The sequence below is a fragment of the Kineococcus vitellinus genome, from assembly GCF_009906315.1.
GTDB lineage: Bacteria > Actinomycetota > Actinomycetes > Actinomycetales > Kineococcaceae > Kineococcus > Kineococcus vitellinus.
The window spans coordinates 1-13,748 of sequence record NZ_JAAALL010000099.1; the positions used below are offsets into that span (position 1 = coordinate 1).

Here is a 13,748-nt window from a genome sequence, read left to right on the forward strand (position 1 = left end):
GGGGCGGCCCGCGCACCCGGGGCGCTGAGCGCCGTCCAGCGGCGGCCCGCCGTGTCCGCACCGGGTGCCACGATGGCGGACGTGCCGGTCCACCAGCCCCCCGCGACCGACCTCGTCGGCCGCGCCGTGGAGCTCGACGCCCTCCAGGCCGCGCTGGGCGCCGCCCGCGGGGGCAGCGCCGCGGGCGTGCTCGTGGAGGCGGACGCCGGCGTCGGCAAGTCCCGCCTGGTCGCCGAGCTCGCCCAGCGCGCCCGCGCCGCCGGCGACCTCGTCCTCGTCGGCCACTGCGCCTCCGCCGGCGGCGAGGCGCTGCCCTACCTGCCCTTCGTCGAGGCGCTGGAGCCGCTGCGCACCCCGCGGGCGCCCTCCTGGTGGGCCGCGGCCAGGCCGGGGGAGGCCGGTGCCGACCTCTCCCAGCTGCAGCTGTTCGACGCCGTCGCCGTCGCGCTCGCCACCGCTGCGCGCGAGCGACCGGTCCTGCTCGTGCTGGAGGACCTGCACTGGGCCGACGGCGCCAGCCGGGACCTGCTGACCTACCTGCTGCGCCGCGTGCGCGAGGAGCGCCTGCTCGTCGTGGCCACCGTGCGCACCGACGACCTGCACCGCCGCCACCCGCTGCGCCCCGTGCTCGCCGAGCTCGGCCGGCTGCCCGTGGTGCGCCGCGTCGTGCTCGAGCCGTTCTCCCCCGAGGAGATGACGCACTTCCTGCGCGCGCTGGCCGGCCGCGACGTCTCCGCGGCGACCGTGCGCCGCATCCACGCGCGCGCCGAGGGCAACGCCTACTACGCGGGCGAGCTGCTGCTGGCCGGTGCGCGCGGTGCCGCCGCCGCGCTGCCCACGGCGCTCGCGGACGTGGTGCTGGCGCGCGTGGAGGCGCTGCCGGCCGGCACGGCCGGGGTCGTGCGGGCCGCCGCGGTCGGCGGCCGGCGGGTGCGCCACGACCTGCTGCGCGCAGCCACCGGCCTGCCCGACGACGAGCTGGAGCGCCACCTGCGCGACGCCGTCGCGCTGCGCGTGCTCGACCCCGACGGCGGCGACGGGTACGCCTTCCGGCACGCCCTGCTGCACGAGGCCGTCTACGGCGACCTGCTGCCCGGCGAGCGCGTGCGGCTGCACGCCGCGTACGCGCAGGCGATCCGGGCGGCCCGCGCGCAGGGGCGCTGGGCGGCCTCGGCGGCCGAGCTCGCCCACCACGCCCGCCAGAGCCACGACCTCGCCGGTGCGCTCGTGGCCGGCATCGCGGCGGCCGACGAGGCCGAGCGCCTGCGCGCGCCCGCGCAGGCCTGGCGCCACCTCGAGGAGGTCCTGCCGCTGTGGAGCGCCGTCCCCGACGCGGCCGGGACCAGCGGCACCACCCGGCTGGACCTGCTGCTGCGCGCCTCCCGGCTGGCCTCCGCCGCCGGCGACCCGGGGCGCTCGGCCCTGCTGGCGCTGTCCGCGCTCGACGTGCTCGCGCCGGACGCGCCGGCACCCGCGGCCGCCGAGGCGCACCGGCGCTGCGCCACGGCGCTGTGGGGCTGCGACCGCTACGAGGACGCCCTCGCGCACGCGCGCCGCGCCCAGCGGGCCGGCGCCGGCGACCCCGCGGCCGCGCACGCGGTCTGCTGGTCGCTGGCCGTCGAGGCCCGCTGCCACTGGGCGCTGGACGCCTTCGACGCCTGCCGGCGGGCGGGCCGGGCCGCGCTGGAGCTGGCCGCCCGGCACGGCTTCACCGGCGCCGAGGCCGACGTCCTCGTCACCCTCGGCGGGCTGGACAACCTCGAGGGCGCGCTCGAGGACGCCGACGCCCTCTTCGACCGCGCGGCCGCGACGGCCGAGCAGGCCGGGCACCTGGGCACCGCGCTGCGCGCCCGCTACAACCGCGCCGCCGACCGCTACGACCGCGGCGACCTGGCCGGGGCCGCGCGGCTGCTCGACGAGTCCTGCGCCTGGGCCGCCTCGGTGGGCCTGTCGTGGGCGCCCTACGGCCTGCAGCTGCTGACGCTGCAGGTGACGGCGGCCTTCGTGGCGGGCGAGTTCGACCGCGCGCTGGAGCTCGCCCGCGCGGTCGGCCCGCAGGCCCCGCACGCCGCGGCCGTCGGCGTGGGCGTCGTCGCCGCCCAGGTGCTCGCCGCGCGCGGCGCCCTGGAGGAGGCGTCGGCCCTGCTGGAGCCCGCCTGGCGGGACGACGTGGAGGAGGGCCTGTCGGCCGCCGCCGCGCAGGCGGAGGTGCTGCGCTGGCGGGGCGAGGCCGCCGCGGCCGCCGCCGTCCTCGTCGAGGCGCTGTTCGGCTTCACCGGCCTCGAGCACCCCGCGCACCTCATGGGGCTGCGGCTGGGGGCGCAGGCCCTCGGGGCGCTGGCCGACGCCGGCTCGCGGGACACCGCGCTCGCCGATCGCGTCAGCGCCCGGGTCGAGGAGCTCGCCGTCACGGGCCAGCCGCGCGCCGGCGCCCTCGGCCCCGAGGGCCGCGCCTGGCTGGCCGCCGCCCGCGCCGAGCACTGCCGCCTGCTGGGCGCCCCCGCGGCCCAGCAGGCCCGGGCGTGGCGGGAGGTCGTGGAGGCCTTCTCCTACGGCGACGCGTACTCGCTGGCCCGGGCCCGCTGGCGGCTGGCGGAGGCCTGCACCGCGGCCGGCGCCCGCGAGGAGGCGCTGCTCGCCCTGGACGCGGCCCGCCGGGCGGCGGCCGCGCTGCGGGCCGCCCCGCTCGCCGCGGCGCTGGAGGAGCTGGCACGGCGGCTGCGCGTGGACGCGGCGCCCGGGCGCGGGCCGCTGACGGCGCGGGAGCTGCAGGTGCTGGACCTGCTCGCGGCGGGGCTGACCAACCGCGCCGTGGGGGAGCGGCTGTTCATGGCCGAGAAGACGGCCAGCGTCCACGTCTCGCGCATCCTGGCCAAGCTCGGGGCGTCCTCGCGCGCCGAGGCCGTCTCGATCGGGTTGCGCAGCGGGCTGCTCGCCGGGGTGCCCGGCGCGCTGCCCGACGCGCTGCCCGACGCGCTGCCCGGCGGTGCGGACCCCGCCGGGAGGGCGCGCCGGTGAGCCGGCGGGGTCTGCGCGGTCGGCGCGGTCGGTGTCAGTCGTTGCCGGCTTCGAGGGCCGCGCGGTCGAGCAGCTCCTCGTCGGGGGAGACCTGGCCGCGGGAGGCGATGGCCTCGGCGCCGCCGGCGTCCATCGCCCCGATGAGGCTGACCTGGGAGCTGCCGACCATGCCGAGGCCGGCGTACTGCTCCAGCTTGGCGCGCGAGTCGGCGATGTCGAGGTTGCGCATCGTCAGCTGGCCGATGCGGTCCACGGGGCCGAAGGCGGAGTCCTCGGTGCGCTCCATGGACAGCTTGTCGGGGTGGTAGCTGAAGGCCGGGCCGCGGGTGTCGAGGATCGAGTAGTCCTCGCCGCGCCGCAGCCGCAGGGTCACCTCGCCGGTGACGGCGTTGCCGACCCAGCGCTGCAGCGACTCGCGCAGCATGAGCGCCTGCGGGTCCAGCCAGCGGCCCTCGTACATCAGGCGCCCGAGCCGGCGGCCCTCGTTGTGGTAGCCGGCGACGGTGTCCTCGTTGTGGACGGCGTTGACCAGGCGCTCGTAGGCCGCGTGCAGCAGCGCCATGCCGGGCGCCTCGTAGATGCCGCGGCTCTTGGCCTCGATGATGCGGTTCTCGATCTGGTCGGACATGCCCAGCCCGTGCCGGCCGCCGATCGCGTTGGCCTCCAGGACGAGGTCGACGGCGCTCTCGAAGGTCCTGCCGTCGATGGAGACCGGCCGGCCCTGCTCGAAGCCGATCGTGACGTCCTCGGGCGCGATCTCGACGGCGGGGTCCCAGAACCGCACGCCCATGATGGGCTCGACGAGCTCGATGCCGACGTCGAGGTGCTCCAGGCGCTTGGCCTCGTGGGTGGCGCCCCAGAGGTTCGCGTCGGTGGAGTAGGCCTTCTCGGTGCTGGCGCGGTAGGGCAGGTCGCGCGCCTGCAGCCACTGCGACATCTCGGTGCGCCCGCCGAGCTCCTGGACGAACTCGGCGTCCAGCCACGGCTTGTAGATGCGCAGCGCCGGGTTGGCCAGCAGGCCGTAGCGGTAGAACCGCTCGATGTCGTTGCCCTTGTAGGTGGAGCCGTCGCCCCAGATCTGCACGTCGTCCTCGAGCATGGCCCGCACGAGCAGGGTGCCGGTGACGGCGCGGCCCAGCGGGGTGGTGTTGAAGTAGGCCCGGCCGCCGGAGCGGATGTGGAAGGCGCCGCACGTGAGCGCGGCCAGGCCCTCCTCCACCAGCGCGGCGCGGCAGTCCACCAGCCGCGCCAGCTCCGCGCCGTAGGTGCCGGCGCGCTCGGGGACGGAGGCGATGTCCGGCTCGTCGTACTGGCCGATGTCCGCGGTGTAGGTGCAGGGCACCGCGCCCTTCTCGCGCATCCACGCGACCGCCACGGAGGTGTCGAGACCGCCGGAGAAGGCGATGCCGACGCGTTCGCCGACGGGCAGGGACGTGAGCACCTTGGACATGCGGAACAGTATGCACGGCACTGCATGGCCATGCAAACATCGGGTCGGCGGTCCCGCCGGGGCTCAGAGGGCCTTGCCGGGGTTGAGGATGCCCAGCGGGTCGAACACGGCCTTGATGCCGAGCTGCAGCGCCAGCGAGTCCTCGCCGACCTCCTCGCGCAGCCAGGTCCGCTTCAGCAGGCCCACGCCGTGCTCGCCGGTCAGCGTCCCGCCCAGGCGCAGCGCCAGCTCGAAGACCGCGCACGAGGCCTCCCACGGCGGGCCCTCGGTGACGCTCGCGCCCCGCTCGACGACGACGATGGGGTGCAGGTTGCCGTCCCCGGCGTGGGCGACCGTCGCGATGCGCACCCCCGTGCGGCGGGAGACCTCCGCGATGCCGGCGACGGCCGCGGCCAGCTGCGAGCGGGGGACGGCGACGTCCTCGATGAAGACGTCGCCCAGGCGCTCCAGCGCCGGCAGCGCCGCGCGGCGGGCGGCCAGCAGCTCCTCGGCCTCGGCCGGGTCGCTCGTCGCGCTCCAGGAGGTGGCGCGCGCGGCGACGACGCGCCCCACCGCCTCGATCTCCTCCTGCGCGCCGCGCCCGTCGCACTGCACGACGAGCACGGCCTCCCCGCGCGAGCGCAGCGAGCTCCCGCGCAGCGCGTCGACCGCCTCCAGCGTCACCGCGTCCACGAGCTCCAGCACCGAGGGCTGCAGGCGGGCGGCGGTGATGTCGGCGGCGGCGGCCGCGGCCTGCACGACGTCGCCGAAGCAGGCGGCCAGCGTCGCCACGGCCTGCGGGCGCGGGCGCAGCCGCAGCGTGGCGCCGACGACGACGGCGAGCGTGCCCTCCGAGCCGACGACGAGGCCGGTGAGGTCGTAGCCGGCGACCCCCTTGACGGTCTGCCGGCCGGTGCGCAGGCGCCGGCCGTCGGCGAGCACGAGGTCCAGCCCCAGCACGGCCTCGCGGGTGACGCCGTACTTGGCGCAGCGCAGCCCGCCGGCGTTGGTGGCGATGTTGCCGCCGACGGTGGAGATCGACGAGCTGGCCGGGTCGGGGGCGTAGAAGAGGCCGTGCTCGCCCGCGGCGGCGTCCAGGTCGGCGGTGAGCACGCCCGGCTCGACGACGGCCACCTGGTCCTCGGGGCGCAGCTGCAGGACCCGGTCCATCCCGGACAGGTCGAGCACGACCTGCCCGGCGCTCGCGGAGGAGCTGGCGGCCAGGCCGGTGCCGGCCCCGCGCGCCACGACGGGGGTGCGGGTGGCCGTGGCCCAGCGCATCGTCTGCACGACGTCGTCGACGTCGCGGGCGCGCACGACGCCGTCGGGCAGGCTCGCGGGCCGGTGGCCGGAGCGGTCGGTGGCCACGGCCGCGCGCGCCGCCTCGTCGGTGATCAGCAGCGGCTGGGCGACGGCCACGTGCAGGCAGTCCAGCACCAGCAGCGAGCTCGCCCGGCTGGCCGTCGCGCCCGCGCGGTAGGCGGTCTCGCGCCCCGTCGCCACGAGCACGTGGTCCGCCGCGGCGGCCAGCGGCGAGGCGGGGGCGCTGGTCAGCGCGACGACGCGCGCCCCGTTCGCGGCGGCCCGCCGGGCGGCCGCGACGACCGCGCGGGTGCGCCCGGAGTGGCTGACCACGAGCGCGACGTCGCCCGCGCCGAGCAGGGCGCTGCTGACGAGCGCGGCGTGCGCCTCGGTGCGCAGCCGCGTGAGCAGCCCGACCCGGGCGGCCTTGTGGTCGAACTCGGCGGCCAGCAGGCCGGAGGCGCCGATGCCGTAGCAGTCGACGACCCGGGCGCCGGCGACGGCGTCGGCGGCGGCGGCCAGGGCGGCGACGTCGAGCGTGCGGGCCGTCGCGGCGACGGCCTCGGCCTCCACGGCCGCGAGCGTGGCCACGACGGTCGCCAGGTCCGAGCCGTCGTCGAGGGTGCCGGTGAGCAGCGCGGCGGGAGCGCCCGCGGCGGCCGAGGCGGCCAGCGCGAGCCGCAGCCGGGGGTAGCCGGGGAAGCCGAGCGAGCGGGCGGTGCGCACGACCGTCGCCTCGCTCGTGCCGGTGCGCCGGGCGAGGTCGGTCACGGTGAGCTGGGCCGCGCCGGCGGGGTCGTCGAGCAGGACCCGCAGCACGCGGGCCACCGACGCCGGCGCCGAGCCGACCGCCGCCAGCAGGTGGGCGTGCAGGGCCGCCGGTTCCGGAGCGCCCACGGGTCCTCCCTCCTCCAGCCTCGTCGAACCGCGGTGGACCACCGCGAACCCTTGGCAAGAACTTCCAGCAGCGGCTAGCTTCCTGTCAACTTCCTTCACCTCCGTCAGGCTGGAGCCGTCGTGAGCAGCACACCGCCCCGCGGGCACCTGGTCCGTTCCGAGATCGGCGAGCAGCCGGCCGTGGCCGACCGCATCCTGTCCGGCGCCGGCGGGGAGCTGACCCGCATCGCCGCGCTGCTGCGCGAGGCGGCGCCGCGCGCGGTGCTGCTGACCGCCCGCGGCACCAGCGACCACGCCGCCCTGTACGCCAAGTACCTCGTCGAGGTCGGCCTGGGCCTGCCCTGCGGGCTGACCTCCACCTCCACCCTCACCGTCTACGGCGCGCAGCCGGACCTGCGCGGGGTGCTGTGGATCGCCGTCAGCCAGTCCGGCGGCTCCCCGGACCTCGTGGAGTCCACCGCCGCTGCCCGCCGCGCCGGCGCGCTCACCCTGGCGGTGACCAACAACCCGGCCTCGGGGCTGGCCGCCGCCGCCGAGCACCACCTGGACGTGCACGCCGGCCCCGAGCTGGCCGTCGCCGCGACGAAGAGCTACACCGCGCAGCTGCTGAGCCTGTGGCTGCTGGTGACCGCCTGGCGCGGGGGCGCGAGCGCGCCCGCGCACGCGGTGCCGGGCCTGCTCGCGCAGGCGGTGGCCGCCCCGGACGTGCCGGAGGTCGCCGCCCGCTACCGCTTCGTGGACCGCCTGGTCCTCACCGCCCGCGGCTACTCCTACCCCACCGCCCGCGAGGGCGCGCTGAAGCTCATGGAGACCTCCTACCTGTCCGCGCAGGCCTTCTCGGCGGCGGACCTGATGCACGGGCCGCTGGCGATGGTGGACGCGGACCGCCCGGTGATCGCCGTGGTCGCCGAGGGGGCCGGGGGCGCGGCGGTGGCGCCGGTGCTGGCGGCGCTGCGCGAGCGGGGCGCGGACGTGTGCGCGGTGGCACCCGACGGCCTGGCCCCCGACGCGACGGTGCGCCTGGCGCTGCCGCCGGGGATGCGCGAGGACCTGGCGCCCGTGGTGCAGATCGTGCCGCTGCAGCGCCTGGCGCTGGAGATGGCGGTGGCCCGCGGGCTGGACCCGGACGCGCCCCGGGGGCTGCGCAAGGTCACCGAGACCCGATGACGGTCCTCGCGCGGGGGGTCGTGCGCACGGGCGGTCGGGTGCTGCCCGACGGCTGGGTCCTGCTGCGCGGCGCCGAGGTGCTGCGGGTCGGGCGGGGACCGGCCCCGGCCGCCGACGAGACGGTCACCGGCGCGCACGTCGTGCCCGGGTTCGTCGACCTGCACTGCCACGGCGGCGGCGGCGCGAGCTTCGGCGGTTCCGCCGAGGAGGCCGCCACCGCCGCCGCCACCCACCGCGCGCACGGCACGACGACGCTCGTCGCGAGCCTGGTCACCCGCCCCCTCGGCGAGCTCGCGGCGGCGCTGGCCGCCTGCGCCGACCTCGTCGCCGACGGGCTGCTGGCCGGGGTGCACCTGGAGGGCCCCTGGCTCAGCCCCGCCCACCGCGGCGCCCACGACCCGGCGCTGCTGCGCGAGCCCGACCCCGCCGACCTGGACGCGCTGCTGGGCGCCGGCCCGGTGCGCGTGGTGACCCTGGCCCCGGAGCTGCCCGGCGGCCTGGAGGCGGTGCGCCGGGTCGTCGCCGCGGGGGCGGTGGCCGCGCTCGGGCACACCGACGCCGACGCGGCCACGGCCCGTCGCGCGGTCGAGGCCGGCGCCCGGCTGGCCACCCACCTCTTCAACGCGATGCCGCCGCTGCACCACCGCGCCCCGGGGCCGGTCGGGGCGCTGCTGGCCGACGAGCGCGTCGTCGTCGAGCTCGTCGCCGACGGAGTCCACCTCGACCCGGCCGTCCTCGCGCTGGCCGCCCGCGCCGCCGGCCCGGGCCGGGTCGCCCTCGTCACCGACGCGATGGCCGCGGCCGGCTCGGCCGACGGCACCTACCGCCTCGGCGACCTCGACGTGGAGGTGAGCGGCGGCACCGCCCGCCTCGCGCGGGGCGGTGCCATCGCCGGCAGCACCCTGACCCTGGACCGGGCGCTGCGGCACGCCGTCGCGGTCGCCGGGCTGGACCTGGGCACCGCCCTTGCCGCGCTCACCAGCACCCCGGCCGCGGTCCTGGGGCGCACCGACGTGGGTCACCTGGAGCCGGGCGCGCGCGGCGGCGCCGTCGTCCTCGACGACGACCTGCGCCTGCTGCGCGTCCTCGCCTGACCCTTGTGGACAACTCGTGATCTTCCACGGTGCACCGTGGAAGATCACGAGTTGTCCACAAGGGGGAGGGGTCAGAGGCCGCCGACGGGGGGCTGGCCGGTGTCCGGGACGAGGATCGGGGTGTCCGCGTCGAGCGTCTCGCCGCGGAAGAAGGCCCGCAGCCGCGCCGCGCACAGCAGCATCAGCGGGACCCCCAGGGCGAGCATGCCGACGCCGATGACGAAGACGCCGCCCAGCGAGCCGAACCGGGTGTAGCCGTAGTCGGCGGCCAGCATGTCCACGCTGGACTGCACGAACGCCCACAGCATCGCCAGCCCGCCCAGCAGCGGGAGCACCCCGCGCAGCAGCAGGTCGCGCACCGAGCGCCCCAGGGTGCGGCGGAAGAACCACACGCAGGAGAACGCCGTGATGCCGTAGTAGAAGGCGACGGCCAGGCCGAGGGAGGCGATGGAGTCCTGCAGCGCGTTCTGGCTGACGACGCTGAGCACGAGGTAGAAGCCGACCGAGGCCGCGCCCATGACCGCCGTCGCGAACGAGGGCGTCTTGTAGCGGGGGTGCACCGTCGCGAAGCGGGCCGGCAGCGCGCCGTAGACGGCCATCGACAGGGCGCCGCGGGCCGTCGGCAGGATCGTCGTCTGCGTCGAGGCCGCCGAGGAGACCGCGACGGTCAGCAGCAGCAGCCCGGAGACCACCGCGCCGCCGACGGGGTCGCCGAGCAGCGTCAGCACGTCGTCGGCGTTGTCCTCGTTGCCCAGGCCGATGCCGGTCGTCCCGAACCCCGCGTAGGCCTGGACGGCGACCGCCACGAGGACGTAGGTGACGACGAGGATGACGGTGGCCAGCAGCGCCGCCCGGCCGGGGGTGCGGTCGGAGTCCCTCGTCTCCTCGGTGACCGCGAGGCAGGCGTCCCAGCCCCAGTAGATGAACACGCAGAGGATGACGGCCTCGGCCAGCGCGGAGGCGCTCACGCCCAGCGGGGAGAACCAGTCCCAGCGGGGGAGCTCGGCCTGCGGTCCGGCGCCGCCGGAGTAGACCAGGTACAGCGCGCCCACCGAGATCAGCCCCAGCACGGCGAACTGCATGATGATGAGGACGTTCTGGATGCGCTCGGAGATCTGGATGCCGCGGTAGCTGATCCAGGTCATGCCGACGATGAAGGCGACGCCGAGCGCCACCCGCAGCACCGGGTTCTCCGCCGCGCCCTCCAGGCCGAGGAAGCGCAGCGTGTAGACGGCGGCGATCTCGGCGACGTTGGCGAGCACGATGATGGCCGAGACGGCCACCCCCCAGCCGCCCATCCAGCCGACCCAGGGACCGAACGCCTTGGTGCCCCAGGTGAAGGTGGTGCCGCAGTCGGGCGCCGCCCGGTTCAGCTCGCGGTAGGCGATCGCCACCAGCAGCATCGGCACGAAGGCGACGAGGAACATCGCGGGCGCCTTGTCGTGCACGGCCAGCACGACGTACCCGAGGGTCGCGGCGAGGCTGTAGGCCGGTGCCGTGGAGGCCAGGCCGATGACGGTGTTGCCCCACAACCCCAGAGCACCCGCCTGCAGGCCCTTGCCTGGCCCGGCACCCGCCGGCGCGCTGCCGGGACTGCTCCTGCGGTACTGGTCGGCCGATGCCATGGACGCTCCTCCGCTGATCGCTCCCTGCGCTGGGATCGGTGGACCCTAGCAGCCGGACGGCCGCGCGACCCCGGAATCCGCGGCTCCGGTGGCCGAGGACGACGGGAACCGCTCCCACTGCTTGCCTGCTCACCCCGCGCCGGTCAGACTGACGCCCGATCGTCCCCGCTCCGATGGGAGTCCGTCCACCGTGTCACCGCACCCGCTGGTCCCCTTGAGCGACGACGAGTTCCGCCGCAACCTCGACGTCCTGCGCTCCTCGGGCCGCCTCGAGCCCTCGATGCGCTTCGCGAGCGTCACCCTGGCCGAGCCGCCCAAGGCCGACGTGCTCGCCTGGCGCGAGGGCGACCCGGTCCCGCGCCGCGCCCGCTCGGTGCTGTGGGACCGCGCCGACAACCGCACCCACGAGGTGGTGACCGACCTCCTCGCCGGCCGCGTCGAGCGCTTCGAGCACGTGCCCGGCGTGACGCCCAACTTCACCCTCGACGAGTACCACGAGGTCGCCGCGGCGCTGCGCGAGCACCCGCGCGTCGTGCAGGCGCTCGCCGGGCGCGGCGTGCACGACCTCGACCTGGTCCTGTTCGACACCTGGACCTACGGCGCCGCCGTCATGCCCGAGCAGTGGCGCGACCGCCGGCTGGGATGGGTCGACCTGTGGGTGCGCGAGACGCCCAGCGCCAACCCCTACGCCCACCCCGTGAGCGGGCTGAAGCTCGTCGTGGACATGAACACCTGCGAGCTGCTGGAGGTCGAGGACCGCCACGACCCCGGCTCGCCGCCGGAGGTCGTCGGCGAGTACGAACCGGACCTGCTGCCCGCGAAGCTGCCCGGGTTCGCGCTGCGCGCGCCGCTGGCCCCGCTGGAGGTCACCCAGCCCGACGGCCCGGGGTTCACCGTCGACGAGGACGGTCTGCTGCGCTGGCAGACCTGGTCGGTGCGGCTGGGCTTCACCTACCGCGAGGGCCTGGTGCTGCACCAGCTCGCCTGGGACGACGGCCGCGAGCGCCGCGAGGTCGCCTACCGCATGTCCTTCGCCGAGATGGTCGTGCCGTACCGCGACCCCGGCTTCGACCACCACCGCCGCACCGCCTACGACATCGGCGAGTGGGGCCTGGGGTACATGACGACCTCGCTGGAGCTGGGCTGCGACTGCCTGGGCGAGATCCGCTACCGCGACGCCGTGCTCACCGACTCCCGCGGCGAGCCGTACCGGGTGCCGCAGGCGGTGTGCCTGCACGAGGAGGACGACGCGGTCCTGTGGAAGCACGTCGACGAGGTGGCCGGCGCCCAGGTGCGGCGCTCGCGGCGCATGGTGGTCTCCTTCCACGCCACCGTCGCCAACTACGAGTACCTCGTCTACTGGCGCCTGTACCTGGACGGCACGGTCGAGTGCGAGGTGCGCGCCACCGGCGTCATGGTGACGACGCCGCTGGCGCCGGGGCAGGAGACCCCGCCCACCGGCACCCTCGTCGACACGCGCACCTACGCGCCCTTCCACCAGCACTTCCTCGTCGCCCGCCTGGACCTCGACGTCGACGGCCAGCGCCAGACCGTCTTCGAGGTCGACTCCGAGCTCGCGCCCACCGGCCCGGGCAACCCGCACGGCCTGGCCGTCGTCACCACGGCCACCCCGGTGCGCTCCGAGCGCGAGTCCGGCCGCGACGTCGACTGGCAGCGCCAGCGCAGCTGGAAGGTCGCCAGCACGCAGCGGCGCAACGCCCACGGCGCGCCCACGGCGTACGAGCTCGTGACCCCGGCGGCGATCCCGCACCTGTTCGCCCCCGACGCGCCGCAGTTCCTGCGCGCCCCCGTCATCGGGCACGACGTGTGGGTCACCCGCCACCACGACGATGAGCTGTGGCCGGCGGGCGAGCACCCGACGCAGAGCGCCGAGGACCACGGCATGACGCGCTGGATCGCCGACGACGAACCGCTGGAGGACACCGACCTCGTGCTCTGGCACGTGTTCGGCATCCACCACATCACCCGCCCCGAGGACTGGCCGGTCATGCCCGCCGACACCGTGGCCTTCCAGCTCAAGCCCTCGGGGTTCTTCGACCGCAACCCCGCCCTCGACCTGCCGCCCCCCGGCGGTTCCAGCTCGCACTGCCACCGACCCGCAGGAGGAGTCCCGTGACCGAGCAGTTCCTCAACGTCGTGGACGGGGAGTCGGTGCCGGCCGCCGACGGGCGCACCAGCGAGGTCGTCGACCCCGCCACCGGGCAGGTGTACGCCACCGCACCGCTGTCCGGGCCCGCCGACGTGGACGCCGCCTACGCCGCCGCCGCCCGCGCCTTCAGCAGCTGGGGCCGGACCACCCCCGCCCAGCGCCAAAAGCACCTGCTGGACCTGGCCGATGCCATCGAGGAGCGCGCGGAGGACTTCATCGCCGCGGAGGTGGCCGACACCGGCAAGCCGGTGGCGCTGACCCGCTCCGAGGAGCTGCCGCCGGCCATCGACCAGCTGCGCTTCTTCGCCGGCGCCGCTCGGGTGCTGGAAGGGCGCGCCGCGGGGGAGTACCTGCCCGGGCACACCTCCTTCGTGCGCCGCGAGCCGATCGGGGTGGTGGGGCAGGTGACGCCGTGGAACTACCCGCTGATGATGGCGATCTGGAAGATCGCCCCGGCGCTGGCGGCGGGCAACACCGTGGTGCTCAAGCCCTCCGACACCACCCCGGCCTCCACGGTGCTGCTGGCGCAGGTGGCTGCGCAGGTGCTGCCGCGGGGGGTGCTGAACGTGGTGTGCGGGGACCGGGAGTCGGGGGCGGCGCTGGTGGCGCACCCGACCCCGCAGCTGGTGGCGATCACCGGTTCGGTGCGGGCGGGGATGCAGGTGGCCGAGGCCGCCAGCCGGGCGGTGAAGCGGGTGCACCTGGAGCTGGGCGGCAAGGCGCCGGTGATCGTCTTCGAGGACGCGGACGTGGGTGCGGCGGCGGCGGCGATCGCTGCGGCGGGCTACTTCAACGCCGGGCAGGACTGCACGGCGGCCACCCGGGTGCTGGCCGCGCCGGGGGTGCACGATGAGTTCGTGGCGGCGTTGGCCGAGCAGGCGGTGGGCACGAAGGTGGGGTTGCCCTTCGCGGAGGATTCCGCGGTGGGGCCGGTGAACAGTGCGCGGCAGTTGGCGCACGTGAGCGGGTTCGTGGACCGCCTGCCCGATCACGCGCAGCTGGTGGCCGGCGGTGGGCGCGCTGGGGGGGAGTTGGCGGAGGGCTTC

General features: G+C 76.6%; 8 protein-coding genes and 1 pseudogene. 5 read left to right on the forward strand and 4 right to left on the reverse strand.

Features of this window, described 5'->3' with window-relative positions:
- Positions 1-3,018 (forward strand): ATP-binding protein (locus GTQ99_RS10680; protein ID WP_205707215.1); only part of this gene is annotated, 3,018 nt, incomplete at its 5' end.
- Positions 3,019-3,052: 34 nt separating this feature from the next.
- On the opposite strand, the gene argG is transcribed toward GTQ99_RS10680, so the two are convergent.
- From argG to GTQ99_RS27530, 3 genes and pseudogenes are all read right to left on the reverse strand, one after another.
- Positions 3,053-4,468 (reverse strand): argininosuccinate synthase, encoded by a 1,416-nt coding sequence (gene argG, locus GTQ99_RS10685; RefSeq protein ID WP_166615718.1) that lies wholly within the window; start codon positions 4,466-4,468, stop codon positions 3,053-3,055.
- Positions 4,469-4,531: 63 nt separating this feature from the next.
- Entirely contained in the window at positions 4,532-6,340 is a 1,809-nt protein-coding gene (locus GTQ99_RS10690; protein WP_420814545.1) for an FAD-linked oxidase C-terminal domain-containing protein, read from the reverse strand.
- A gap of 75 nt (positions 6,341-6,415) precedes the next feature.
- A pseudogene (locus GTQ99_RS27530) lies at positions 6,416-6,793 on the reverse strand (MurR/RpiR family transcriptional regulator); the annotation flags it as partial.
- Between GTQ99_RS27530 and GTQ99_RS10695 the strand changes: the two are divergent.
- Positions 6,767-7,813: an SIS domain-containing protein gene (locus tag GTQ99_RS10695; RefSeq protein WP_166615720.1), complete on the forward strand. Its 1,047-nt coding sequence runs from the start codon at positions 6,767-6,769 to the stop codon at positions 7,811-7,813. The pseudogene GTQ99_RS27530 and the gene GTQ99_RS10695 sit on opposite strands and share 27 nt — an antisense overlap.
- Entirely contained in the window at positions 7,810-8,907 is a 1,098-nt protein-coding gene (gene nagA, locus GTQ99_RS10700) for an N-acetylglucosamine-6-phosphate deacetylase (RefSeq protein ID WP_166615721.1), read from the forward strand. Before GTQ99_RS10695 ends, nagA begins: the two co-directional genes overlap by 4 nt.
- A gap of 71 nt (positions 8,908-8,978) precedes the next feature.
- Here the strand turns inward: nagA and GTQ99_RS10705 are convergent, their stop codons facing one another.
- Positions 8,979-10,532, reverse strand: coding sequence for an APC family permease (locus GTQ99_RS10705; RefSeq protein ID WP_166615722.1), 1,554 nt, complete (start codon positions 10,530-10,532; stop codon positions 8,979-8,981).
- A 190-nt stretch (positions 10,533-10,722) separates the two neighbouring features.
- Here GTQ99_RS10705 and GTQ99_RS10710 point away from each other — a divergent pair, with 190 nt between their 5' ends.
- On the forward strand, positions 10,723-12,669 hold the full coding sequence (locus tag GTQ99_RS10710; protein WP_166615723.1) for a primary-amine oxidase: 1,947 nt from the start codon (positions 10,723-10,725) through the stop codon (positions 12,667-12,669).
- A partial coding sequence (locus tag GTQ99_RS10715; protein ID WP_166615724.1) for an aldehyde dehydrogenase family protein occupies positions 12,666-13,748 on the forward strand: 1,083 nt, incomplete at its 3' end. The genes GTQ99_RS10710 and GTQ99_RS10715, both read left to right, overlap by 4 nt.

Excerpts from the sequence above, each read along its gene's own strand:
- GTQ99_RS10705 (WP_166615722.1), bottom strand. The coding sequence starts at position 10,532 with ATGGCATCGGCCGACCAGTACCGCAGGAGCAGTCCCGGCAGCGCGCCG.
- nagA (WP_166615721.1), top strand. The coding sequence starts at position 7,810 with ATGACGGTCCTCGCGCGGGGGGTCGTGCGCACGGGCGGTCGGGTGCTG.
- argG (WP_166615718.1), bottom strand. The coding sequence starts at position 4,468 with ATGTCCAAGGTGCTCACGTCCCTGCCCGTCGGCGAACGCGTCGGCATC.